This window comes from Wolbachia endosymbiont (group A) of Gastracanthus pulcherrimus (genome assembly GCF_964028265.1).
Taxonomy (GTDB): domain Bacteria; phylum Pseudomonadota; class Alphaproteobacteria; order Rickettsiales; family Anaplasmataceae; genus Wolbachia; species Wolbachia pipientis.
The window spans coordinates 1,002,691-1,027,126 of record NZ_OZ034763.1; the positions used below are offsets into that span (position 1 = coordinate 1,002,691).

Below are 24,436 nucleotides of genomic sequence, written 5' to 3' on the forward strand. Positions count from 1 at the left end.
ATTACTCTACACATCTGTGTTCATTGCACTATAATGACCACCACTACTATCTTCTTCGTCTAATGAATCGGATCTAAGTAAAGAAACACTAGCATCGGTTTGCGATGTAGATTCATCAGTGTTAGACCCAAATAACCATGAAAAAAATCACTAAAAAATGATCCTATTAATGAAAAAGGCTTCATAAGTATACTAAACAAACTACCAAAAAAAGAGCTCGGCTGTTCTTCTGTTTGTGCAGGTTCTGTGGAAGCAACAGGACCTACATCGTTGTCTTGTACATCAGCTCCTTTTTCTCCATTGATGTCTTGCTCTCTCTGTGATTGATTTGAATCTTCCTCCTCTTCCTCTTGACCCCCTTCACTATCTGTCGCTGGCTCACCCACTGAACCATCATCAGATTCTTCTGCGGGTTGCAATAGAGTTTTTATTTCTTCGTTAGTAGTTAAATCTAAGGGAGTCTTTCCATCTTCATCTTTTATATTAACATCTGCTCCTGCTTTTATTAGGGCGTCTACTATTTCTTTGTTGTTATTTTGAGCAGCAAAATGTAAGGGAGTCCTGTTATCTTTATCTTGTGCATTAACATCTGCTCCTTTTATTATTAGAACATTAACCACTTCCACATTATCCCTACCGGTAGCCCAATGTAAAGGAGTCCTGTTATCTTTATCTTGTGCATTAACATCGATTCCTTCTGCTCCCAGTAGAGCGTTCAATACATTTATATCTATGTTGTCCTTTTTAAGAACAGAATGTAAAGGAGTCCTGTTATCTTTATCTTGTGCATTAACATCGATTCCTTCTGCTCCCAGTAGAGCGTTCAATACATTTATATCTATGTTGTCCTTTTTAAGAACAGAATGTAAAGGAGTCCTGTTATCTTTATCTTGTGCATTAACATCGATTCCATGTTTTCCCAATAGGGCTTCTACTACCTCTTCATGGCCCTTTACAGCAGCCCAATGTAAAGGAGTCTTTCCATTTTGATCTGTTGCATTAACATTTGCCCCTTTTTCCAATAGATCTTTTACTATCTCTGCATGGCCATTTTCAGCAGCCCGATGTAAAGGAGTCTTTCCATCTTGATCTGTTATATTAACACTTGCCCCTTTGTCCAATAGGGCTTCTACTACCTCTTTATGGCCATGTGCAGCAGCAAAATGTAAAGGAGTACCTTCATATTTATCTTGTGCATTAACATCGATCCCATTTACTTTCAGTAGGGCTTCTACTACTTCTTGATGGCCCTCTTCAGCAGCCCTATGTAAAGGAGTGCTGTTATGTTCATCTATTGCATTAACATTTGCCCTATTATTTAGTAAAACTTCTACTACCTCTTTACGGCCCTCTTCAGCAGCTCGATGTAGAGGAGTCATATTTGCAAATCCTACTGCATTAACATTTGCCCCATTATCCAATAGATCTTTTACTATCTCTGCATAGCCATTTCCAGCAGCATAATGTAAAAGAGTGTTGTTATGTACATCTACTGCATTAACATCTGCTCCTTCACTTATTAGACTTTTTACTTTCTCAATATTACCTTCTAGAGCAGCCTTACGTAATTCAGCATTTATATCTCTGTTTGAATTGCTCATCCCATACCTCCTGTAAAACTATATTGTTATGATAAAGTCGTTAATAATCTATGAACTCTCACCCCCTGTAAAATTATATTATCATGATAAAGTCATTAATAACCCATGAGCTCTGGATCACGCAAATAATGGTTATTCCCTGTGTTTTTCAGTACATTTGAGCTGGCTGTACATAAGAATTGCAATTGTAGAGCATGCTATTGTTAATAGTAAATTTGGTAAAATACCATAGCGAAAAAATTTTCCTACTATATATATTCCAATAGCCCCAAACATCATATTGCAGAATGAGAGAACTGCACTACCAAGCCCTATACCTTTGATCGTTTCTAAAGCAGAAGTTACGTTATTGCTTATTATTAATGCAAGTCCGATATTGGCTGGAATCCAAACAGTTTGAAGAATTAATATATTTAACTTGTCCGCGAAATAAAAATATACCAATAAACTATCGGATATTATCGGTAACACCAAACCTATTATTAGCATTTTGCTAACCCCTACTTTTGGTACATACCTTCTATTAATTAAAGTTCCAATTATGTAAAATATGACTATGATCGATATGAGGTAGCCAAAATACTGTACTTCAATGCCCATCGATTCAAATATGAACGGGTAGTTAGCAATGTATGCCCAAAGCCACATGAAAGTTAATCCATGAATGGCTGAAAACCCAAGGAAACGATAATTTCTAAATATTGATATATATTGCTTGCAGATATTAGTAGTTATGTTAGTTATACTGGTTTCATTTTTATTTACAGTGAGTGTTTCTTGTAACTTAAAGTAGATAAAAATAAGTATAGCAATTGCTGCAAGTGATATAATAAAAAACAAAAATTTCCAACTATACCCATGTGAAATTATATAACTGCCCACCACTGGAGCTATTCCAGGTGAGAGTGCCACAACCATATTTAATTTTGAAATGACTCTCGAGTATTCACTACCCGAGTACATATCCCTTATTGCTGCATACCCAACAACACCTGCAACACCAGCCCCTGTTCCTTGTATGAAGCGAATTAGTATCAAGAGCGCAATACTGTCGGCTATATAACACATGACACTTGCCAAAGTAAAAATTGTCATACCAATCAGCATCATTGGACGCCTACCATAATGGTCCGATAATGGACCATAAATTAATCCAGACACCGCAAATCCAACTAGATTCAAGCTAATTGTAAGCTGCACTACACTGCCTTCTACTTTAAAATAATTGGCAATGCTTGGTAGTGCAACTGAGTATAGGTCAGTTGCCATATCGACAATTGCTACAGACAATATCATAATAAGAGAGATGATATTTTGCGAAAGAGCTGTTTTCACTTAATGATTTATTGGTAAATATGCTTAATTATAATGTATTTTTTTCATTAGTATAAGTACAATGTTACATAGTAAACGATGTCATGCGAGTAGCGGACACTGAAATCTTAAGCTAAAATCATAAAAAGCACGAATTTCAATATCTTATCTTGAATTATTCACTTTAAGCTTTAAGTCTTCAACAGAAGATGCATTTGCCTCACTTACTACCTTTAGTGGTTCACCAAGATTATGCTCTATTTTTATATTATGCTCAGGATCGTACTCTATTCTTGTATCAAACTCAAAGCCCAATTTCTCACAAAGTTTTTTGAAATACTCAATAATCTTATTTATAATATAAGTAAGCTTATCAAACAAACCGTCATCACCAGCTTTATAGTTCTCTAACTCTTTAGGAATGGTAAGAAGTACTTTACCATCTTCATATACCACATTTTCACCTTCACATTTTAGTTTAAACTCCGCTGAACTGCAAAAACCTGGTGTTTCGATATATGTATAATCATCATAGTTAAGCATTTTTGTATATTTCATGCTAAAACTAAGCTTTATACAATTGGGTTCACGACAATCCATAATATACTCTCTTGTCATACAGTTGCTTTGCGTTAACAAATGAAAAGATCCAAGAGCGTGACTCATATCATTAGGAAGAAAATGAGTATATCCGCCCTGATAATAGTTATTTATTAACTCTTCAATAATAGAGTTATTGGGAATTGTTGCACCAACGTGTTTAAACATTTCTGTAAAAATTTGTCTGAGAAATGGACGATAATTCCCTTTTCCGTTTTCATCCCGTAGAATTAGATTTTTATGGTTTGAATACAGATCGTTAATAAATTCGTTAGTTATTTTTTGTCCGTTAATAGCAAGGCCGTGTGTTCTATTAAGATCCTTATATGTTCCCTCACCAGAAATTACTTCGTCCCCAGTGTTAGCTTTGAAATCAGCATATTTGAGCTTCTTCACTTCAGCTTTCAACGCATTGACCATTTCCTTTGACATGTTATATCTCTACCATTAATACCTGTATATTAATTCTAGCACTTACTTTATTAAATTTCAATTACTAAATGAATTTATCACTTTCACTTCCGTATTTTCCAGCGAGTCACCGTAAGTCACTGCTTTTAGGTAAAACTTTTTTCCCCTTTGCACTTCGAAAGATATTATTGAATCATCAAGTAGAACAAATTTTTCACCTGCAGTGTGCTGATACTCTTTAGTACCTTCTTGTCCTCTGATTAGGTTACTAAGCTTATATTTATTTTTATCTATAAGTTCAGCATTCTGGAATTTCACTATCTCTTTTCCAACTAGTGCTAAATTTGAGTCCGCAATTGAAGTTATGTTTCCAAAACGTAACACTACTATAAGCCCCTCGTCGGTAGATTCCATTACATATCCGTAAGTAGACTGCTTGTTTGTGCTTGCAATAGGCTTATAATCCTTATCGTTGTACGAAATAAAGAGTGTTGCTCCCTTCCAATTCTTTTCCTCACTAATTAAAGTAAAGCTTGCACTATTACCTTTAATATCCGGTAAATCTATCATTTCTACGATGGTTTTGCTAATGTGAGAGGGAGGGTATTCCTTCAGCATAAGTGACCTTGTTGAAGGAAAAGAAAGCTTATATATAGAGTGATCATAACCAACGCCAATTACTTGAATGGACATGCTTTCGAATTTTGTTTTTATAATTCTCACCGTATGCTTTTTCTCACCGTCTAAAATCGTTATTACATCACTTGGCACAAGCCACGCATATTTTATCGGCAGCTTGAAATTGTATATATTTCTCTCTTGCCACGAAGAATAAAGTAAAACCTCAGCTATATTTTGCGCCTCTCCCTCCTCCATAATGAGCGGTATTTCAACTGTTATAGCAGCGCCTTGCTTTGGCAACTCAGCATATTTAACATCAATTGGATAGCCAAAATTGCGATTAAAATAAACGACGTTAACTTTATTGTTTAAATCTAATTGACTGATATTAGCAAGTTTTGAATTGTTACTGAAAACCATTTCACCAATTGGTATTCCAGTCGTAACTCCCCTGCCCTTTTGGACAAATTTCAGTTTAGAGTCCTGTTCAACCACATCAAAAAAATAGCAACTTTGCAGCATTTTAATAATTGAACGTACCGATTGCTGGTCGTTTATCACATACCCAGACAATAACCCTTTGACGTTGCTTGTATCGAACTGATCGCTTTTTAAACCTGTTTTTTGTAACAGATCCGATAAAACATCGGAAATATTAAGCTGTGAAAGCTTTCCCTGAATCCAATGTCCTGTCTGCCAATTATGGCAGTCAGCCCACACATCACATAAATTGGGAAAGTAAGGAAATGGCCTTGCATCCCATGCCCAGAGAAACATTTTTTCTACCATTTCTGAACTTTGCCACTTTTTTAGCGTTCCTTCAATTGCAATTTTTTGCGAAAGAAAGCTCACCTCTCCGTTTGAATATCGTGGATATTTGCTCTCTATGCTGCCTTTGTCAACAAACACATTTGGCTCATTAGTGCAGCCGTTCATACTGGGAAATCCATACTCAGTAAACCATATTTTTTTCATTTTTGGTTGCCATTTCGTTTTACTACCACCTGGATTTATGTGAGTTTCACTCCACCATTTTGCTATGTTTTTCCACGCATACCTGCTGTCGTTATACTTTACTCTTTCAGGCTCACCCTTTGAGTAATCATAGAAATAATCATACCCCACTCCACTGCTCCAACCACCCATTACATCTTCCGCGGAATAACCAAAAGGAGGCTCTGGACCATCAGTCAGTGGAAAATAAGCATCTATGCCAACAACGTCGATATACTCTGAAGACCACAGTTCATCCATATTATACCAACCATCATATGAATGGTATTCGCTCCAATCTGCAGCGTAGGTAACTGTTACTTCTTTTCCAAGATTAAGTTTTATCTGCTTTGCAAGCTTGACCAGCTCTATAACGGCAGGGTAATTCCCTTGTTCATCCCTGATTTTGGTAAGTTGCGCAAATTCAGAACCAATGATAAACCCTTCCACTTTAGTTTGTTTGGCAATGCTTGCATAATGCTCTATAAATTTGTTGTACTGATTCTTAAAAAAATCACTTATATCTTCAGGAGTCCCGCTCAACCTTCCTCGCCACTCTTTGTTCTTTGTATCAAGTAAGGGCATTGGATAGAGCATCACCTTGTAGCCTCTGCTGTGTAGCTCTTCTATATATCTTATCAACGCTGCATCACTAACTGTGCCACCATACCTTGGGTTTCCACTCGCATCTTTTGAAATTAGCTGAGCATTATCTCTGGTTACACCCCCTACTTGCCAATCATCAGGTAATATTGCGGAATCATCTTGAAATTCAACTGCAGGATATATTTTACAATCTTTAATGTTCAGATCATTCACAAACCAATTGACTACTACCGATACCCACTCAACATTTGGTAAATCTCCCTTTAATTGATCCAAAGAAAGCATTGCATCGCTCTTTTTAGTGTGGTTGTTGTGATTTACCCTTTGCGCCAGCCCATATGGGATATATTGGTTGCTGCTTATTTTCTCTTGCGCGATTTTCTTCTGTATTTTTGTATCATATACAAACTCACCTGAACCTGGTATGATATTGATATTCCGAATATTTTTTGCTACTGAAAATTCATTTGACTTTACTGCAGTTTGCACTTCAAACGTAAATACCGGAACATGATTATTATAGTCTGCTAAAGGAAAATTCTTGATGACTATGTAAGATATTCCCCTATAAGCCGGCACATTCCCCTCTCCTTCAATTGATGACATAAATGGATCAGGATTTTGGTCTTCTCTGCCGCTGTAAAAAGTATAATCTATTTCATCAAAGCTAAGTGATGTTGTATCTGCCCAGATTCTGTTTAATTTTTCTACTTTCCCCTTGCAGATCGCAATTGCAAGCGTTGCGTAGTAATTATATGTAACGTTCATACCTCTTCCAATTTTGCTTTTGGTGGTTATCGCCTCTTCTTTTATTGGCTGTGACCAAATAATGTTCCCTGCAACACGAGCAGTGCCATAGATAATTGGAATCGTTCTGCCGTAGGTTGAGGTTTGAACTTGCAGATTTTTTAGTCTCGCACCATGCGTTACTTTTTGCTCGGCATCAAGGCCGAACATTGCCCCATCTAGCTGTGCACCAAGAAGAGCACCGAGTTCTGAGCCGATAATCCGGCCAATTGGACCAAAAATGCTGCCTGCTTGACCAAAAATTGATGATAAAATTATTGTAGACATGGTAATCCTCCTTTTGATAGATTTTTTTGAAATTGTTGAGAAAAGATCCAAGTGTCACGCTACTTGGATGACACCTATAACCTTGTCATCCCAGTGCTTCCTCCTTTGTCATCCCAGTGCTCCGACACTGGGATCTAGGAATTTTAATTGTAAGCAAGCACACTGAGTTGATAAGTATAAAAATGGCTGAAAAATAAACATTTTTGATGAGGTCACATAGAAAGCTGGATCCAAGTAGTCAAGGCACTTGGATGACAAGAAAGGGGCTACTCGGATAACAGATACTATGATAAGAAATTCAACAACTTACAATGAATAATTGAAGTTTTTAATTAAGAAAAGCACATGGTGTAGCTATAATTATTGTAAGCAACAATGAAAAAGTACGGAAGTGAAAAATTACCACTCTCATGGCAATCACTTCACCAGCGGCAAAGTGATACCATGCTGATTCATATATTTTCCTTTCATATCATCATATGATTTCTCGCATTCACTTTCGCCGCTTAAAAATACGAATTGGCATGCGCCTTCATTAGCGTAAATTTTCGCAGGAAGTGGAGTGGTGTTTGAGAATTCGAGTGTGACATGACCTTCCCATCCAGGTTCTAAGGGAGTAACGTTTACTATAATTCCACACCTTGCGTAAGTTGATTTACCAACACAAATGACCAGTACATTCCTTGGTATACGGAAATATTCCACTGTACTTGCAAGCACAAAGCTATTTGGTGGAATTATGCATACGTCTGTTTCTTTATCTATAAAACTATTCTCAGAGAAATTTTTAGGGTCCACGATGGCTGAATTAACGTTAGTAAAAATCTTAAATTTATTATCCACTCTTGCGTCGTAACCATAAGATGATAGTCCGAAAGATATGACACCTTTGCTGCTTTTGTGATTCACAAAAGGCTCTATCATTCCAAAATTTTCAGCTTTTTCTCTTATCCATTTATCTGGCATAACTGCCATAATTGCCCCTTAAAGTTGTGTAATACTTACAATAATATAAAATAAAATTTAAATGTAAACTGTAGCTTTTGTCATGCAATTAAAGCTTTTCAGTTTGATTTTTTGTTACAATAATTAGATTTATGTTCTTAACTAAAAATAATGCTTAGAAACTTTCTCCTGATTTTTGTATTCGTATTATTCATGCCGCTGTCAAATGCTGATGCCAGGAAATACATCAGAATTGTTGGGTCTTCAACTGTTTTTCCTTTTATCTCATTTATAGCCGAGGAGTTCAATCGTGTATTCTCCTTTAAGACTCCAGTTGTGGAATCGATAGGAAGTGGATCAGGATTCAAAATGTTTTGCTCAGGAATAGGGGAAGACACTCCAGACATCACCACTTCATCTCGCCCTATGAAGGAAGTAGAAAGAGAACTATGTAAAAGAAATAAAATTAATGAAGTGATAGAGATCATCATTGGCTATGATGGAATTGTCATTGCAAATTCAAATCAAAGCCATAGATTTGATTTCACAAAGAAGGACTTATTTGACACTTTATCTGCATATTCTCAAGAAAATGATAAATTAGTAAAAAATAATAAGAAGTTTTGGTCTGATGTAAATCAAGCCTTACCAAAAACAGAAATTGAAATTTATGGTCCACATCAAAATACAGGCACATACGAAACTTTGGTTAATTCTATTATGCTTGATCAATATTCATGCATGAACTCGAGAATTTTCAAAGAGAATTATAAAGATCAGGAAGAAAGAAAGCAAGCATGTGGTAATATAAGGGATGACGGAAGGTATATAGAAGTTGGAATTAATGAAAACATAATAATACAAAAATTGAAAAGTAACAAGAACGCTTTAGGGATATTTAGTTTTAGCTTTTTAATGAGGAATCAAGATAAAATACAAGGGAGCACAATTGCAGGAATTGAGCCAACTTACGAAAATATATCATCGGGAAAATATATATTAGCAAGACCTCTATACCTTTATATAAAGAAAGAACACCTGGATACTGTTGATGGATTAAGAGAATTCATAAAAGAAATTATAGATTCGATCGGCATTGAAGATGGGTACCTATCTAGGCTTGGTCTAATTCCACTTTCAAGTGAAGATATAAAGAAAGCTTCAGCAAAGGTTTATGATATAACGTGACGGCAACGTTTCTTTTATATTCTTTGTTCTAGCGTAGTCAGACCCAGCGCGGCGCGCTGGGATGACAATGGATTACTAATTAGACAGTTCTGCGTTGTTGCAACACCCCAGAAACAACCGGGTCCGAGCTTTTCGTATTTGGGCTTTCTGATTTCTCACAAACTCCTCCAATATAAGCTAGTACAGCCAATGCTGAAACTGCAACTACGCATAGTCCAACAAACGCCCAGAGCGATCTTCCCTTTGTGTTCACTCCAGAAGTTTGTATCGTTTTTTTCTGGGGTTTTGTTGTCTGCAGTTGGTGCAGAGTTTACGGTGTTTTGATCTAGATCAGTGTCATCTATAAAGTTAAGATCATCATTCTCAGACGGATCCCAATTGATTTCTTGTGAAAATCGAGTCTCATACTCTTTATCCCATGCTATCTGATCATTAATCTTGGCATTATCTAGTTCATTTTTACTAAGTTTTTCCTCAAATTCTTGAATCAAATCTTGAAAGCATTGCTCACCTACTCCAGGTATTTTAGCAAAACGTTTTTGTGCACATGTAAGTTTATCCATTACATAGTTATTTCCATTGAACTCGAACCCAAGGAGCCCTGGAGAAGCAGCATCAAACATTAATTTAAAGCTTTCTTTTATCTTTTCCACATCTTCTTGGTTCAATTCTTCACTATATTCAACTTTCAGAGGATAAACTAAAAGGGCATCTACTCTTCCACTACTCCAATATACCTCTCGCTCTAAAACCCTTTCTACATCTTCACCACAATTCTCTAATGCTGCTTTAACTTGATCAATATCAAGGTTTCCTATTGCTTCTTGTAAGTTGGAATCAAGATCCATTACCCACTTGTGATCTTCTATTTTTTGAACAACTTGTACAAGAGCAAAATATTCTGTGCTATGAGGGTCAAATTTTCCTTGAAAGCGTTTAAGATCATCTATTGTATCCGTAAAATATGGTTGATCTTCAAAAGATTTTGTTACCTTGTAATCACACAAAAAATCACGAGTTTTTTGATCAGCTTCCTCCCAAATTAGTTCAATGATCTCGACTTTAGTGTTAACGCTAGCTTCAGAACAGTCAATAACAAAATCTAAAATGGTACCTTTGTTACTAGTCAAAGTCCCCTCGTGGTTCAAAACTGCTTGTATATCATTATGTTCACCATTGTTGAATATGTCCTGGACTTTTTGAAAATTGCCATCCCAGACTGCCTGTCTTAATGAACCTAGAATTTTTTCTTGTGCATCAGTTAATTCAACCATATCTTACCTCTAATAAAAATTTAATTATCACACATATTTACAAGTAAATCAAGTATGTTGTTAATAACTGTTAATAAAGGCCAACAAAATGCTTGACGTTAGAGTAGCTTTTATGGCTTTGTATAGCGAGGAAGTAACTCTATGAAAAATCATCAACGTTTACAAAATTTGCGTTCAATTGTATTTATTGCGGGAATATTCCTATTGCTGTTTAGCTTAGCAATGCTTATTCCTGCTATTACCAATAAGTATCTCAGCTACGAATGGAAAAATTTCCTCGCTGGATTCATAATTACCTGCACATCTGGCGCAATTTTTATTTTACTCGGTAAATTAAGTAGATTGCATGGAATGCCAGCAATTTTTGCGATTACTAGTTGCACCTGGATTGCCTTGTCTCTGTTTGCAGCTATTCCTTTCTATTTTGATAATCTGAGCTATGTTGATGCATTGTTTGAAACGATATCTGGCATCACAACCACAGGAGCAACTATATTTAATGATATTGAAAAACAATCTCCAGGAATACTGCTATGGAGAGCAATGCTACATGGCATGGGGGGTTTTGGTGTAATCACTTTAGGAATTGCAGTTTTTCCTATGTTTAAGGTTCTCAGCCTAAATAATTTACTTTATTCTGAATATTCAGATGCTACCAAAAGGAAGTTGCCGAACACGCGAAGCGTAGTGATTCATGTTACGGCAATATATTATGGCTTAATTTTGTTATGCATATTTTCCTATTATCTAGCTGGTATGCCACTATTTGATGCAATATGCCACGGAATGTCCTCTGTATCAACTGGTGGATTTGCTAACTATAACGATTCTATAGGGCACTACAATAACCCTATGTTAGAAGTCATAACGATCATTTTTATGATTTTGGGTTCTCTGCCTTTTCTTAGCTATTTAAAAATTATAAGACGATTAGACATTTGCTATGATGAACAGGTCTCTTACTTTGTTAAGATAGCTATTGTTTCATCTTTATTTGCTTGTTTTTGGTTGTATAAAAATGTTGATTTAGGAGTGTCATTATCATTTAGATGCAGCACATTTACCATCACCTCTTTAATTACGTCAACTGGTTATGCAATCTGTAATCATATAGATTGGAGTTTCATTTCAGTCTTAGCTTTTTTTCTAACCTTTGTTGGTGGATGTAGTGGTTCTTCAAGTGGTGGTGTCAAAATCTTCCGCTTGATTGTTCTTTTAAGGTCTATAAGAAATTACTTTTACCTTTTATTAAACCCTGATGCAGACAATGGAGTAAAATTCAATGGAAAAATTCTGGAGAATGATGAAGTTCACTCTGTCTTTATATTTTTTGCAATTTTCATGTTAACGTTTACCATTTCATCAATAGTGATGTCTTACTTAAGCAATGCAGACTTTATAACTAGCATCAGTTCAGTCTCTGCAACGCTTACAAACTCTGGCCCGGGATTTAGTAATTTAATAGGCCCTTCGGGTAATTATTCCTCTTTCAGTAATGAAGTAAAATTATTTCTGTCGTTTTTAATGCTGCTTGGCAGACTTGAAATATTGCCAATCTATTTTTGTATAGGTAATTTATTCTTATTTAATAGAAAGAAATAGTTGGTGAAGTTGTGAAATTTGATATTATAGCTAAACTGACTTACGACAATTTGAAAAACCGTCATTCCGCTACTCGTTAGCGATATCTATACCGCGAATAAATCCACAGATGTACGAACATTGTGATTTGGGCACACCAGGAAGAATGTCATCCAAGTAGCCCCTTTCTCGTCATCCCGCTACTTGTTAGCGGGATCTATGCTAAGAGATACCGCGAATGAATCGCGGCATGACGGTTCGCGGCGGTATAGCTATAGATAGTATTAGCTATTTAATAAAAAGATCGTAGCTAAACCAAGAAATATAAAAGCTGAGAGAATATCAGTTGTTGCCGATGTTAGGATTGAAGAAGAAACGGCAGGGTCAGACTTTAAGCGATGAAGCATTATAGGAATGAAAGTTCCGATGAACGTTGCAATAATTGACATCATAATCATGGAGACCACAAAAATCATCTCCACTTTGAAGTTGTGAAACCTTATTGCTAACACTACTAATGAAATAGTAGATAAGATCACCCCGTTTATAAGACCTATTAAAAATTCTTTCATCAGTATTCTTTTTGCATTTTGCTCAGTTAGATATTTTGTTGCGATTGCCCGGATGGTTAGCGTTACTGTTTGGGATCCTGCATTTCCGCTCATTGATGCAATTATCGGCATGATTATTGGCAGCACTATAAAACTTTTTATTACATCATCGAAAAAGCCAACTACTATGGAACACATTGTTGCAGCTAAGAGGTTAAACAGTAACCAAGGTAGCCTTTTAATTATAGTTTTATGTATAGGGGCATTTATATCGGCTTTAGAAGATACACCGCTTATTTTGAGTACATCCTCTTCTGTTTCTTGTTGAACAACTTTTATCACATCTTCAATTAAGATCACACCAATAATTTTACCATTCTTATTTACTACCGGAGCCGATAATAGAGAGTAATCTTTAAATATTCTTGCTACTTCCTCTTGGTCTATTCCAGTTTTAATGATTTTTATGTCATGATCCATTATCTCTTTTATTATTGTGTCTCCTGAGTGAGATATTACCTTATTTAAATTAACACTGCCTATAGGCTCTAATTTTGAGTTGATAATGAATATCTGGTGAAATTTTTCTGGTATTTTTTTATAGTTGCACACAAATTCTGTCAGTTGATTTATTGTCCAATAATATGGAGCTATAACCATATCTTTATGTATTAACCTTCCTGCACTTTCTTCTGGATATGATAGCAACTCCTCTACCGATTTCTGAGTTTTGCTGGGCAAATAGTAAAGTATATTTTCTACAGACTTTCTATCTAAATCTTTCACTATGGTTACTATATCTTCTACATCAAGGAGCATTAGTAACTTTGCTGTATTTTCTATTCCCAATGTTTCTATGATCTCTATTTGTAAATCTGGCACTACATGCACTAGGGCATCACTTAACAAATGTTGATCGAGGATATTAACTAATTTCTCCCTGTGATCACTGATCGAAGTAGATAAAAAATAAGCTAACTGAACACTGTCTATCGTTTTTACAATATTACGAACATTCTCTAGCTCCTCGTTATCAAGTGACTCTATTAAGTCATCAATAGCCTTTTTGTCTAAACCATAATGGGAACTTATTTCAATATTCATTACTTTACCTTGTTTTTTAATAAATATACGCGCTTGATTTCCTTAAACATTAAAGTATAATGGAATTATTTAAATTAACTATCATATGGTTAAATTTCTATTTTGTTTACTGTTATTGTTATTGATAGTAAATATATTAAAATCTAAAGTATAATGAAAACTTATCCAGAAATTCTTGAACACTTTCAAAGCTTAAATAAAAGTATTTCTCTTATCAGGAGGTGTCTTTGACATAGAAAAATTAAAGTTGCGTCTTGAAGAGCTTGACTCCCAAGCGTCGAATGATGACCTATGGCAAGATAACCAAAAAGCACAAGAAGTTTTAAAAGAACGTTCTAAAATTAAGAATGACGTAGAGTCGTTTTTAAAGCTGGAAAGCGATTACAACGATGCCATCAGCTTAATGAAGTCTGCTATTGATGAAAATGATGAAGAATTTTTCTCTGAAGTTGAAAATGAATTAGCTAAGCTAGAGAAATTAATCAAGTATAAAGAAACAGAGTCCTTATTTACTGGTGAAGCAGATAATAATAACTGCTTTTTAGAAATCCACTCAGGAGCTGGCGGAACCGAGAGCAATGATTGGGCTGAAATGCTGATGCGCATGTATATAAGGTGGGCAGAAATTTATCACAACTTTAAAGTTGAAGTTGTAGAAAAATTAGAAGGAGAGTCAGTTGGTATAAAGTCTGCAATGATAAAAATCGTTGGAGAAAAAGCTTATGGGTGGGCAAAAAGTGAAAGTGGAATTCACAGGCTGGTTAGAATATCGCCATTTGATGCAAATGGTAAACGTCATACCAGTTTTGCAAGTGTAGGAGTAACTCCAGTGATAGAAGATTCAATTGATATTGCTGTGGATGAAAAGGATCTAAAGATCGACACCTATCGTGCTTCCGGAGCAGGCGGTCAGCATGTGAACAAAACTGAAAGTGCAGTACGCATTACGCATATTCCAACTGGTGTTGTAGTTCAATGCCAAAATGGTCGTTCTCAACACAGAAATAAAGATGAGGCATTGAAATTACTTAAAGGACGTTTATACCAAATTGAACTGGAAAAGAAAGAACAAAAGATGGCTGAAGAATATGGTAAAAAATGCGATATAGGCTGGGGCAATCAGATCAGATCGTACGTTATGCATCCATATCAAATGGTGAAGGATTTAAGAACCGGACATGAAGTGGGCAATATAAATTCTGTTTTTGATGGTAATATAGATTGTTTCATAGTTAGTGTGCTTACTAAGCAAAATTAAGAATTCATTTGGAGTTGACTTTACTTGCTGTGATAGGTGATAATTAAAAATACTATTTAAAATTAGAGGTAAAGTTATTGCAATGAACTATAAGCAATGGGAAGAAATATTAAGTACAGTTAATAAAGAAGTGACCTTACCCAGAAAAAGTGGAGAGAAAGTTTGGAATGTTTTTTACAAAAAGAATGATGCATCAAATTGTTCTGGAATGCAATAGTTAATAGTGACGTTGTTTGTTATAAAAAATTTCTATGTATTCAAATATTGCAGTTCTAGTTTGTTGAGCAGAGTGTTGTGAAGTATCAATAAGTATTTCTCTTTTCAATGAGCTAAAGAAGCTTTCCACAACAGAATTGTCGTAACAACAACCTTTATGACTCATCTATGTTTTTTATGGATAAGAGATATTGATAACCTTGCGAAGTATATTGTGAACCTTGATCACTATGTAATAGTAGATTTTTGGCAGGTTTACGGTATCCGTTCAGGAGAGTGGTTTAAGAAACAATAGATAGGAGATTTTGGAAAGGATTGAGACCCCTTTGTTTCCAAGTTAAGTATAATGAAATTATCCGCTCAAGGAATGTATTTCCCCGCTTTGATTGTGTAAAATATGAGTTTTTGCGATAAACGACATAATGCCGAATTTGCCGTTCAGCGTGGTTATTTGTCAGCGGAATATTTTCTGGGTCATCTAAAAATTTCCACATCATTCTTTCAGATCTCAGAACATTTTTTGCAACTCGAGAGGCTCCAATTGCTTCAGGTAAACGAGATATCTCCTTCAAGTAATACTTTGTACGTTTTCTTAATTTTCTGGCACGTCTGACAAACCTCAAAACATCTATCTCACTTTTTAGTAAAGCTTTTTTTAGTGCAAATAATTCAGTGGCCACGTTTCTCAAGTAACAACCCAGAACTTTAACTTCAATATTCCAACTATGTGCTAATCTTTCAAAATCTCTTGATAAATGTGCCCAACAGATTTGCCTGTTTTTATCGGCAAAATAATTGTATGCTGCATACCTGTCAGTTATTACCAAGCTATTGCGATTGCAGAATTTACTATTTTGTAAAACTTTCATTCCTCTTGACTCTGTAAATTTTACAAAACTTGCCGTATTGCTTGCAAACATCCAACACCAAGCGAGTTTACCTTTGTTATAATGGCTCGTTTCATCAATATGTAGAACTTTACTCCTACTTATCTCTTGTTCGATCTGCTCATACATTTTTTTGCATTTTGAAGCAACTCTATGTTCACTATTTGATATGCTACCGACGCTTATGTTCAAATTGAAGATATCATTTACGACACTCGCTATTTCGCGTTTTGAATTTTTGTAGAATCCGCTGAACGCTGCAATTATTGACTTAACCCTTGGACCAAATGTATTTGGCGTAACACCTTCCGGTAACTTGCTACTTCTTCTCTTTCCGCATCTCCGACAACGGCCATGTTCTAACTGATATTCCACTACATAAGGCTTGATTTCTGGAAGATCAACTTTCTGATGAATATATGGTTTTTCACATATTGCAATTTCTCCTCCGCATTCGCAAGTATTAGGCAACTCTATCTTTACTACTTTATCTGCATCCATGTTGGCGCGAAAACTTCCTTTATGACCAACCTGACCGCCAATATTCCTTTCGCTTTTCGGCTTATTCTTTTTTATTTTATACAACTCTTTGGAACTTGGTATTGATGAATTTTTTGAGCTTAAACCGAGTCTTTCTCTTAACTCAGCATTTTCTATCTTTAAAGCCTTATTTTCTGCTTTTAAACTTTCATTCTCTTTTTCCAATCTTTCTATTTTTGCTTCTAACCTTTCTATTTTTTGCTGTAAATTTTTGCAAAGTTCTAAAAGGTTTACCATATTATTTCACTTTTGCTCTATGATTATCTTTTTAGATCACCTTGTCTACCTTATTCTGCCACTCCGCTTAACGGATACGAAATGCTTTTTTGTTATCCATTAAATCGCTTCATATCTTCAACTTGCAACAAATAAGGGCTATCTTTTGGTAAAGTTTTAACAGCTAGCTCAGCATATTTTGTAAATTGCTTTAAATCACCTTCAATACAAGCCTTTTTTGTCAAGGCAAAATAATGCATTGCCGTATCAGCTTCACATTTATATGCAATGCTTAAATACTTCCAGACAAAAGCGTTATTTGGTTCTATATTCAAAATCTGCCCCAGGTAAAAAATCGCCTTTTTTGCATCACCGTGTAATAATAAAGTATGAGATAATGCAAGTTTCACTAAATAACTGTTTTTCTTAGATAAATACCTAAGCGATTCCTCATACATTTTTATTGCTTCACTTAAATTTCCGGCCTTGTATAGCATTTCTGCTTTTAATTCATATAGGTATGGGTCATTGCGTGACTCTTGAATCAATGAATTAACTTTAGCAATAGCCTCTTCTATCTTTCCTTGCCTATAGCAAACTATAGCATTTACATACTCAGAATTATTTTCATATTTATTAGATAACACATGAATAGGAGCAAAGAAAGAGTCTAGCTTGGCAACCACACGCTCAAACTTTAGTAACTTATCCGCAAAAATTGGTTTTACGTTGTTTTTAACCTTATAATTTTGTACAGCAAATATACGTTTCTCACTAAGTGGGTGAGTGCGGAAATATTCCTCGGTGTTCTCATGCTCAATACTTTTAAAATAATCAAAAATCTCTTTCATACCTGAATTATCATAGCCAGATTCATCAAGATACCTTAAAGCATAGCTATCTGCTACACTTTCTTGCTCTTGAGAATAGTTAAAAAATAGCCTTGAACTAAACGCTACACCACTAAGCAAAATTGCACCAGCAACCTGAGGGTTAATGATAATACTAGAAACTAATCCTACCATATAACTAATCATTGCTATCGATTGAAAATAACCCATAGCACTACTCATTTGCAATATATGACCAGCAGATATGTGAGCAATCTCATGTGCTAATATACCAAGCAGGACATAAGGTTTAGCCGAATATTGTAAAAGTCCTAAATGAATGAAAATACTGTTATTGTTAATTACAAAAGCATTAATCGAATTGTCATTAATTATAAAAACTTTTATTTGCTCATGATCAATATCCGCAGCAGAAAATAAAGGTTGCGCTAGCTCTTTCACTATTGCTTCCACTTCACTATCTCTAATAATGTTAATAGAGTAAGCATTATTATAATATGCAAAAAAGAACAATAAGGTCAAAAACTTAGCAACTCTAAACATGAAAATTCTGTGCTTGTATAATTTATAGAAATTCTATATTTTAACACTTAAATTATACAAATTTATAAACGCTAGTTTAAATTTTTAACGTAACTGATAAGTTTGTCGATGGTAGTTAACTTAATTTTATGTTGTTCAGCAAATTTAAGTAACTGAGGTAAGCGCATCATAGAGCCATCATCATTCACTAATTCACAAATAACTGCTGAATGATCAAACCCTACTAACTTCGCCATTTCAACACTCGCTTCAGTATGACCAGCACGTTGTGCCACCCCACCTTTATGTGCAATTACAGGAAAAACATGACCTGGAGTTATGATGTCATCCTGAGTACCATCCTTGTTGATAGCAGCATGTATAGTTTTCGTTCTATCCTCTGCTGAAACACCGGTTGTAATGCCATAACGCGCATCAATTGATGTAGTAAATGCGGTATGATTTTCACCAATATTTTTCTTTTCCATGAAATTAAGGCCCAACCTTTTCATGTGAAATTTAGTCATTGCTAAGCAAACAACCCCTGTACCGTACCTAACCATAAAAGCCATATGTTCCGGCTTTATTTTCTCAGCTAAGACAATCAAATCGCCTTCATTTTCTCTATTTTCATCATCAACTAAAATGAATAATTTACCGGAACGAGCATCCTCTAATACATCTTCCACAGAAGAAATACCTGGTAGACTCATTGAAGCATAAGTGGCCTGTACCATAATAATTTACTTAAATTCAATCTTAACTATTTTATACAATTTCTCTCCATTTGGCACTGTCACTTCCACATATTCACCGACTTTTTTGCCGATTAAGGCACTCCCAAGTGGTGAACTAGTAGATATTAACTGCTTTGAAACATCAGCTTCATATTCGCCTACAACCTTATAAACATATTCCACTTCACCGTTATTATCACTTAACATGCTTAATGTCACAGTTGCACCAAACATTACTGAATCGCCAGACAAATTTTTTACTTCTATTACTTCCGCATGTGAGAGCTTACTTTCTATCTCCATTATACGGCCTTCAATAAAACCTAACCTTTCCCGTGCTGCATGATACTCTGCGTTTTCAGACAAATCACCTTGATCACGAGCATCAGAAATAGCCTGTATCACAGAAGGTTTTTCTTCCTTTAATTTTTCAAGTTCGGCTTGCATATTCTCAAAACCTTCACTCGTTATAGGAAATTTATTAATAATGGATGAAGCCATAATCACCACCTAAACGCAATTAAATTGAGTAACGAAATTACTCACAATGTTAAAAATATCACCTTTTATATCATCACTCATGTCATTTGACAACTTTTTTAAAACCCCAGGATGCACAGTATGAAAATAATTAATAAGATCATGTTCAAATTTATTAATGTAACTTATTTGTATTTTACTTAACTGATTATATAGGTTAGAAAAAATATACATCAGCACTACTTGTTCTTCTATTGACATAGGTAAATGTTGTTTTTGCTTTAATAACTCGACAAGATATTTACCCTTATTCAAGGATAATTGAACACTAGCATCAAGATCAGAACCAAATTTTGCGAAATCTTCTAATTCTCTATACTGAGCTAAGCTTAGCTTTATAGAACCAGCAACTTTCTTCACAGACTTTAGTTGTGCAGCAGAACCAACCCGTGAAACTGACAAACCTATATTTACTGCAGGTCGAAATCCTTTATAAAATAATTCAGACTCAAGAAAGATCTGCCCATCGGTAATTGAAATAACATTTGTTGGCACATATGCAGATACATCACCAGCTTGAGTTTCGACAATTGGCAAAGCAGTTAAAGAACCCTGCCCTTTTTTATCAGACATTTTAGCAGCTCTTTCAAGCAAGCGAGAATGTACATAGAATATATCTCCAGGGTAAGCTTCACGACCAGGAGGACGTCTGAGCAATAAAGACATCTGCCTATATGCCACAGCATGCTTAGATAAATCATCATATATAATCAAACAATGCATTCCATTGTCACGGAAAAATTCCCCAATAGTGCAACCAGCATAAGGTGCTAAAAATTGCATAGGCGCGCAGTCAGATGCACTAGCCACAACTACAGTTGTATACTCTAATGCTCCGCTTTCTTTCAGCTTATTTACCACTTTTGCTACTGTTGAAATTTTTTGCCCAATAGCAACATAAACACAGTAAACTTTTTGATTTTCGTTTACCTCATCGTTAATCTTCTTCTGATTGATAATAGTATCAAGCGCAATAGTAGTTTTACCAATTTGTCTATCACCAATAATTAATTCACGCTGCCCTCTACCTATTGGAATTAGCAAATCTATAATTTTAATTCCTGTTTGCAGTGGCTCATGCACAGACTTACGATCAATAATGCCTGGCGCTTTAGATTCTATATCCATTCTGTTTTTGGCTCTAATTTCCCCACCGTCGTCCATAGGATGGCCCAACGCATTTACAACTCTCCCTAACAATTCATGCCCTACAGGCACCTGCACAACATCACCACTACATTTTACAACGTCCCCTTCTTTCACATCACGGTCATTACCAAGCACAACTATTCCAGCCGTATCATGATCTAAATCGAGAACTATTCCTTCTACACCACTTGCAAAAAATACCTTTTCACCGAATTTTGCTTTTTCCAGCCCATAAACCAATGCGATACCATCTGTTACTGAAATTACTTCACCTATATTTTCCCGCTTTATAGGATTATCAAACGTCTCAACCTTTTCTCTTATTATACTTGCTATCTCAGAAACATTCATACTGTTCTTCATACAAAATTCCTTACTTTTAATATTTCCATTTTACTTAAGTCAACTAACCTATCCAAGTAACTTTTTAGCGAAGCATCGATCAAATTAAAACCATACCTAACTACGAAGCCACCTAGTATAGAAGGGTCAACCACATTGCTTACTTTTATTATTTTACCAAGAAAGCTCAAAGATTCAGTAATTATTTTTATATCAGATTCCTTTAAAGTTTCTGCTGACTTTATAGTAATTTCGAATTCATTTTCATTTTCTCTTGCAAGACTTAAGAATTTTTCTAATATAAGGATCAATAAACTAGAGCGTTTATTTGCAAATATAACCATAATAAATTTTACTAAATTCTCACTCAAGTGCTCATTTATAGAAAGCGTCACTTCTTTTTTGTGTGCAAAAGAAATCATAGGATGAGATAGGTACACAAAAACATCACGTTGATCCTTAAAAAAAGCCAACAAAAATTCTACTTCTTTCCTTATAATACCTAACCTGCTTCCTGAGACATGAAATAGCACTCTAGCGTAAGATGAAACTAAATTATTGTATTGGGTCTTTTTCATATTAAATCCAGTAAATCTAAATTAATTCAGCTACAAATCTTTCATTCTTCAATCCAAGCATTTTTTATATAAACAGGTCTTCTCTTTAAGGAAAGAAAATATAAATCATATCTGACTGAATAATCTAAAAAACTAAGGTTTTTACTTAAGAAATACTTAGAAGAATTTATAATAGACTGACATTGAAGATGAGATATCGGTATTTCTTTTCCAAGTAAACTTGTTTTAACCTCTATAAAAATCAGCTCCTTTTTTTTAGATACAATCAAGTCAATTTCACCGAACTTACAACGGTAACGGCGTTTTATAACATTATACCATTTCAGTTTTAAATATACTAAAACTAATAACTCGCCAAAGTAACCTACAAAGTAGCGTAACCTACTTACCACAAGAAGAACAATTATGATAACAATTAACTTTGTGTAACTACTTTGCCTCCTTCTTTATTTTTACTATAAACCTTACCTCTTGCTGCAATATCCCTATCAACCAGTTCTATCACTGCCATTGAAGCGCAATCACCCTTTCGAGTGCTAAATTTTATTATTCTAGAATACCCACCTTTACGATCTTGATAACGGCTGGCTAAGACGTTTAATAACTTATCAACTGCTAACTTACTATTATGAAGGCGTGAAAGCAAAAGTCTTCTACCATGTAAAGTATTCTTATTCTTAGCAATTGTAATAAACTTTTCGACATATGGACGAAGTTCCTTAGCTTTTGGTAAAGTAGTTACAATCTGCTCATGGTTAATTAATGAGATAGATAGATTCTTTAACGTCGATAATCTATGTTCAGTACAACGAGATAGTTTACGTTTTTTTATTCCATGTTTCATATATCACCTAATCTTCATCAGTATGTTGTTTAGCCAACTCATCTATATCCTTAGGTGGCCAGTTTAGCACATTCATACCCAAAGACAAGCCAAAATTAGTCAAAACTGCCTTAATCTCATTCAAAGACTTTCTGCCAAAATTAGCAGTTCTTAACATTTCACCTTCTGTCTTTTGCACAAGATCACCTATATAAGTGATGTTTTCGTTTTTCAGACAGTTATGAGACCTGACAGATAATTCCATTTCATCTACCTTACGCAATAAGACAGGGTCATAACCCAAATCTTTAGCACCACTAGACGAAGAAACCTGCGATTTTTTATAACTTACATCAGAACTAATAAAGGGCTGAAGTTGCTCCTGTAATATTCTTGCAGCAGAGTCAACAGCTTGACTCGGAGAAATTGTACCATCAGTTTCAATTGACAATATCAGCTTATCCTTATCAGTCACTTGGCCAACACGACTGTTCTCTACCCTGTACGAAACCCTGTTGACAGGGCTATACAAAGCATTAACTGGAATAAAACCAATTAAATCCTGTTCACTCATAAGCTTCAAAAGTTCGTTTTCTTTATACTTAATTACAGGAAGATAACCTTTTCCGCTAGCCACATATATGGTCATGTTAAGCTCTACATTTTGCCCCAGCGTACATATTAATAAATCCTTATTCACAATAGAGCATTGATCATCAGTTTCTATCATCCCAGCTAATACCTGGCAAGGCCCTTTAGCGTTTAAATTTAAGCATTTATTAGAAGCACCATTTAATTTACACCTCAACATACCCATATTTAATACTATATCAGTTACGTCTTCTCTCACCCCTTGAATTGAAGTGAACTCATGAGTTACACCTTCAATTTTTATTCCATAAACAGCACTACCTTTAAGAGAAGATAACATTACACGTCTTAATGCATTACCTAATGTTAAAGCAAAACCACTTTCCAACGGTTCTAGCACTATATCACTTTTTTCACTTGAATCATCTGATATTACCTTAACTGAACTAGGTTTAATCAATTTATCTAAATTGCTACAGAGAGAAACATCATTATTATAATACATAAAACAACCTTTTCAAATATCCTATACTCTTCTTTTTTTTCTTAACCTGCACCCATTATGAGGAATTGCGGTTTTATCTGCAATTGAAGTCACAGTCAACCCACAGCTCTGAAGTGCTTTAACCGCAGCTTCGGTACCAAAGCCAGGACCGCGAATTATTACAGAGACAACCTTCATACCAAATCTCTCCATTGCGTTCTTCGCAGCAGACTCCGCAGCCTTACCTGCAGCATAAGGTGTGGATTTTCTCGAACCTGAAAAACCACATGCACCCACAGAAGTTTGACATAGCGTATTACCATGAACATCAGTTACATTTACAAAAGTATTATTAAAAGTTGCACGAATATGGACAACACCAGTAATAAACTCCTTCTTACTCTTACTAACCGTTTTGACTTTTTTCATTAAAACTCACAATAATAATAAATTTTATTTTTTCCCAGCAATAGGCAACCGAGATCTACCTTTACGAGTCTTAGCATTAGTATGAGTCCTTTGCCCTCTCACAGGTAAACCTTTTCTATGTCTCACCCCTCTATAGCATCCCATTTCCACTAAAGATTTTATGTTCATAGCCACTTCTTTTCTGAGCTCACCTTCTATAACATAATTTTGTCTAATGAAACCGCTGATCTTTTCTATATCTTCATCTCGTAATTCTGAAACACGTTTGCGCTTATCAACTTCGCAAGCGTGACAAATTACATTCGCAGTAGCAATACCTATACCATATATATAAGTTAATGCAAAAGGAACACATTTCCTCACTGGAATATTTATGCCTGCAATACGTGCCACTGGTACCTCGATACTTT

General features: G+C 35.1%; 24 protein-coding genes. 5 read left to right on the forward strand and 19 right to left on the reverse strand.

The features are described from left to right. Positions 1-59: 59 nt before the first annotated feature. The 4 genes from ABWU47_RS05210 to ABWU47_RS05225 form a co-directional block, all read right to left on the reverse strand. Entirely contained in the window at positions 60-1,601 is a 1,542-nt protein-coding gene (locus ABWU47_RS05210; protein WP_353285609.1) for an ankyrin repeat domain-containing protein, read from the reverse strand. Positions 1,602-1,733: 132 nt separating this feature from the next. Then, a complete protein-coding gene (locus ABWU47_RS05215; protein ID WP_006279533.1) occupies positions 1,734-2,897 on the reverse strand; it encodes a multidrug effflux MFS transporter in 1,164 nt (387 codons plus the stop codon). 183 nt (positions 2,898-3,080) lie between these two features. Then, the gene (locus ABWU47_RS05220) at positions 3,081-3,947 is read right to left on the reverse strand and encodes a hypothetical protein (protein WP_077188103.1); all 867 of its coding nucleotides are present in this window, start codon (positions 3,945-3,947) and stop codon (positions 3,081-3,083) included. Between the two features lie 57 nt (positions 3,948-4,004). Further along, positions 4,005-7,220: a glycoside hydrolase TIM-barrel-like domain-containing protein gene (locus ABWU47_RS05225; RefSeq protein ID WP_077188104.1), complete on the reverse strand. Its 3,216-nt coding sequence runs from the start codon at positions 7,218-7,220 to the stop codon at positions 4,005-4,007. Between the two features lie 13 nt (positions 7,221-7,233). Here ABWU47_RS05225 and ABWU47_RS05230 point away from each other — a divergent pair, with 13 nt between their 5' ends. Continuing rightward, positions 7,234-7,386, forward strand: a complete 153-nt coding sequence (locus tag ABWU47_RS05230; protein ID WP_186809109.1) for a hypothetical protein — start codon at positions 7,234-7,236, stop codon at positions 7,384-7,386. 251 nt (positions 7,387-7,637) lie between these two features. Here ABWU47_RS05230 and dcd read toward each other — a convergent pair whose 3' ends face one another. Continuing rightward, positions 7,638-8,195, reverse strand: coding sequence for a dCTP deaminase (dcd, locus tag ABWU47_RS05235; RefSeq protein WP_006280485.1), 558 nt, complete (start codon positions 8,193-8,195; stop codon positions 7,638-7,640). Between the two features lie 141 nt (positions 8,196-8,336). On the opposite strand from dcd, the gene ABWU47_RS05240 reads away from it, so the two are divergent. Beyond that, positions 8,337-9,353, forward strand: coding sequence for a substrate-binding domain-containing protein (locus ABWU47_RS05240; RefSeq protein WP_077188105.1), 1,017 nt, complete (start codon positions 8,337-8,339; stop codon positions 9,351-9,353). 155 nt (positions 9,354-9,508) lie between these two features. On the opposite strand, the gene ABWU47_RS05245 is transcribed toward ABWU47_RS05240, so the two are convergent. Next, entirely contained in the window at positions 9,509-10,627 is a 1,119-nt protein-coding gene (locus ABWU47_RS05245; RefSeq protein WP_353285610.1) for a hypothetical protein, read from the reverse strand. Positions 10,628-10,768: 141 nt separating this feature from the next. Between ABWU47_RS05245 and ABWU47_RS05250 the strand changes: the two genes are divergently transcribed. Then, on the forward strand, positions 10,769-12,229 hold the full coding sequence (locus tag ABWU47_RS05250; protein ID WP_077188107.1) for a TrkH family potassium uptake protein: 1,461 nt from the start codon (positions 10,769-10,771) through the stop codon (positions 12,227-12,229). A 263-nt stretch (positions 12,230-12,492) separates the two neighbouring features. On the opposite strand, the gene mgtE is transcribed toward ABWU47_RS05250, so the two are convergent. Continuing rightward, positions 12,493-13,863 carry a magnesium transporter gene (mgtE, locus tag ABWU47_RS05255; protein WP_006280192.1) on the reverse strand — a complete coding sequence of 457 codons (1,371 nt, stop codon included), beginning with the start codon at positions 13,861-13,863 and terminating at the stop codon, positions 12,493-12,495. A 153-nt stretch (positions 13,864-14,016) separates the two neighbouring features. Here mgtE and prfB point away from each other — a divergent pair. Then, a protein-coding gene (gene prfB, locus ABWU47_RS05260; protein WP_141456981.1) for a peptide chain release factor 2 occupies positions 14,017-15,121 on the forward strand; the annotation gives its coding sequence in 2 pieces (ribosomal slippage) (positions 14,017-14,091 and positions 14,093-15,121; 1,104 coding nt in all). 82 nt (positions 15,122-15,203) lie between these two features. Further along, complete coding sequence (locus ABWU47_RS05265) at positions 15,204-15,338, forward strand: hypothetical protein (protein WP_255703194.1); 135 nt, start codon at positions 15,204-15,206, stop codon at positions 15,336-15,338. Here ABWU47_RS05265 and ABWU47_RS05270 read toward each other — a convergent pair whose 3' ends face one another. From ABWU47_RS05270 to rpsM, 12 genes are all read right to left on the reverse strand, one after another. Continuing rightward, positions 15,339-15,503, reverse strand: coding sequence for an IS3 family transposase (locus ABWU47_RS05270; RefSeq protein ID WP_080717614.1), 165 nt, complete (start codon positions 15,501-15,503; stop codon positions 15,339-15,341). Between the two features lie 115 nt (positions 15,504-15,618). Then, a complete protein-coding gene (locus ABWU47_RS05275; RefSeq protein WP_353285611.1) occupies positions 15,619-17,001 on the reverse strand; it encodes an IS66-like element ISWen3 family transposase in 1,383 nt (460 codons plus the stop codon). 92 nt (positions 17,002-17,093) lie between these two features. Further along, positions 17,094-18,374 (reverse strand): M48 family metalloprotease, encoded by a 1,281-nt coding sequence (locus ABWU47_RS05280; protein ID WP_353285612.1) that lies wholly within the window; start codon positions 18,372-18,374, stop codon positions 17,094-17,096. 71 nt (positions 18,375-18,445) lie between these two features. Beyond that, the gene (gene ribB, locus ABWU47_RS05285; RefSeq protein ID WP_007549343.1) at positions 18,446-19,090 is read right to left on the reverse strand and encodes a 3,4-dihydroxy-2-butanone-4-phosphate synthase; all 645 of its coding nucleotides are present in this window, start codon (positions 19,088-19,090) and stop codon (positions 18,446-18,448) included. A gap of 6 nt (positions 19,091-19,096) precedes the next feature. Then, positions 19,097-19,591 carry a transcription elongation factor GreA gene (gene greA / locus ABWU47_RS05290; protein ID WP_077190318.1) on the reverse strand — a complete coding sequence of 165 codons (495 nt, stop codon included), beginning with the start codon at positions 19,589-19,591 and terminating at the stop codon, positions 19,097-19,099. A gap of 9 nt (positions 19,592-19,600) precedes the next feature. Next, on the reverse strand, positions 19,601-21,142 hold the full coding sequence (gene atpA / locus ABWU47_RS05295) for a F0F1 ATP synthase subunit alpha (protein ID WP_012673176.1): 1,542 nt from the start codon (positions 21,140-21,142) through the stop codon (positions 19,601-19,603). Further along, a complete protein-coding gene (gene atpH / locus ABWU47_RS05300) occupies positions 21,139-21,699 on the reverse strand; it encodes an ATP synthase F1 subunit delta (protein ID WP_077188175.1) in 561 nt (186 codons plus the stop codon). The genes atpA and atpH overlap by 4 nt, the downstream gene beginning before the upstream one ends. A 41-nt stretch (positions 21,700-21,740) precedes the next feature. After that, positions 21,741-22,091, reverse strand: a complete 351-nt coding sequence (locus ABWU47_RS05305; protein ID WP_012673177.1) for a YraN family protein — start codon at positions 22,089-22,091, stop codon at positions 21,741-21,743. A 23-nt stretch (positions 22,092-22,114) separates the two neighbouring features. Further along, positions 22,115-22,543: a 50S ribosomal protein L17 gene (gene rplQ, locus ABWU47_RS05310; RefSeq protein ID WP_007550873.1), complete on the reverse strand. Its 429-nt coding sequence runs from the start codon at positions 22,541-22,543 to the stop codon at positions 22,115-22,117. Between the two features lie 7 nt (positions 22,544-22,550). Next, positions 22,551-23,618, reverse strand: a complete 1,068-nt coding sequence (locus ABWU47_RS05315) for a DNA-directed RNA polymerase subunit alpha (protein ID WP_077188176.1) — start codon at positions 23,616-23,618, stop codon at positions 22,551-22,553. A gap of 21 nt (positions 23,619-23,639) precedes the next feature. Next, complete coding sequence (rpsK, locus tag ABWU47_RS05320; RefSeq protein WP_015589137.1) at positions 23,640-24,026, reverse strand: 30S ribosomal protein S11; 387 nt, start codon at positions 24,024-24,026, stop codon at positions 23,640-23,642. A gap of 24 nt (positions 24,027-24,050) precedes the next feature. Beyond that, positions 24,051-24,419 (reverse strand): 30S ribosomal protein S13, encoded by a 369-nt coding sequence (gene rpsM / locus ABWU47_RS05325; protein WP_010962745.1) that lies wholly within the window; start codon positions 24,417-24,419, stop codon positions 24,051-24,053. Positions 24,420-24,436 lie beyond the last annotated feature (17 nt).

What these genes read in the sequence shown, in the direction of transcription:
- ABWU47_RS05210 (WP_353285609.1), bottom strand. Translation starts at nt 1,601, where the DNA reads ATGAGCAATTCAAACAGAGATATAAATGCTGAATTACGTAAGGCTGCT.
- ABWU47_RS05215 (WP_006279533.1), bottom strand. Translation starts at nt 2,897, where the DNA reads ATGATATTGTCTGTAGCAATTGTCGATATGGCAACTGACCTATACTCA.
- ABWU47_RS05220 (WP_077188103.1), bottom strand. Translation starts at nt 3,947, where the DNA reads ATGTCAAAGGAAATGGTCAATGCGTTGAAAGCTGAAGTGAAGAAGCTC.
- ABWU47_RS05225 (WP_077188104.1), bottom strand. Translation starts at nt 7,220, where the DNA reads ATGTCTACAATAATTTTATCATCAATTTTTGGTCAAGCAGGCAGCATT.
- dcd (WP_006280485.1), bottom strand. Translation starts at nt 8,195, where the DNA reads ATGGCAGTTATGCCAGATAAATGGATAAGAGAAAAAGCTGAAAATTTT.
- ABWU47_RS05240 (WP_077188105.1), top strand. Translation starts at nt 8,337, where the DNA reads ATGCTTAGAAACTTTCTCCTGATTTTTGTATTCGTATTATTCATGCCG.
- ABWU47_RS05245 (WP_353285610.1), bottom strand. Translation starts at nt 10,627, where the DNA reads ATGGTTGAATTAACTGATGCACAAGAAAAAATTCTAGGTTCATTAAGA.
- ABWU47_RS05250 (WP_077188107.1), top strand. Translation starts at nt 10,769, where the DNA reads ATGAAAAATCATCAACGTTTACAAAATTTGCGTTCAATTGTATTTATT.
- mgtE (WP_006280192.1), bottom strand. Translation starts at nt 13,863, where the DNA reads ATGAATATTGAAATAAGTTCCCATTATGGTTTAGACAAAAAGGCTATT.
- ABWU47_RS05265 (WP_255703194.1), top strand. Translation starts at nt 15,204, where the DNA reads ATGAACTATAAGCAATGGGAAGAAATATTAAGTACAGTTAATAAAGAA.
- ABWU47_RS05270 (WP_080717614.1), bottom strand. Translation starts at nt 15,503, where the DNA reads ATGAGTCATAAAGGTTGTTGTTACGACAATTCTGTTGTGGAAAGCTTC.
- ABWU47_RS05275 (WP_353285611.1), bottom strand. Translation starts at nt 17,001, where the DNA reads ATGGTAAACCTTTTAGAACTTTGCAAAAATTTACAGCAAAAAATAGAA.
- ABWU47_RS05280 (WP_353285612.1), bottom strand. Translation starts at nt 18,374, where the DNA reads ATGTTTAGAGTTGCTAAGTTTTTGACCTTATTGTTCTTTTTTGCATAT.
- ribB (WP_007549343.1), bottom strand. Translation starts at nt 19,090, where the DNA reads ATGGTACAGGCCACTTATGCTTCAATGAGTCTACCAGGTATTTCTTCT.
- greA (WP_077190318.1), bottom strand. Translation starts at nt 19,591, where the DNA reads ATGGCTTCATCCATTATTAATAAATTTCCTATAACGAGTGAAGGTTTT.
- atpA (WP_012673176.1), bottom strand. Translation starts at nt 21,142, where the DNA reads ATGAAGAACAGTATGAATGTTTCTGAGATAGCAAGTATAATAAGAGAA.
- atpH (WP_077188175.1), bottom strand. Translation starts at nt 21,699, where the DNA reads ATGAAAAAGACCCAATACAATAATTTAGTTTCATCTTACGCTAGAGTG.
- rplQ (WP_007550873.1), bottom strand. Translation starts at nt 22,543, where the DNA reads ATGAAACATGGAATAAAAAAACGTAAACTATCTCGTTGTACTGAACAT.
- ABWU47_RS05315 (WP_077188176.1), bottom strand. Translation starts at nt 23,618, where the DNA reads ATGTATTATAATAATGATGTTTCTCTCTGTAGCAATTTAGATAAATTG.
- rpsK (WP_015589137.1), bottom strand. Translation starts at nt 24,026, where the DNA reads ATGAAAAAAGTCAAAACGGTTAGTAAGAGTAAGAAGGAGTTTATTACT.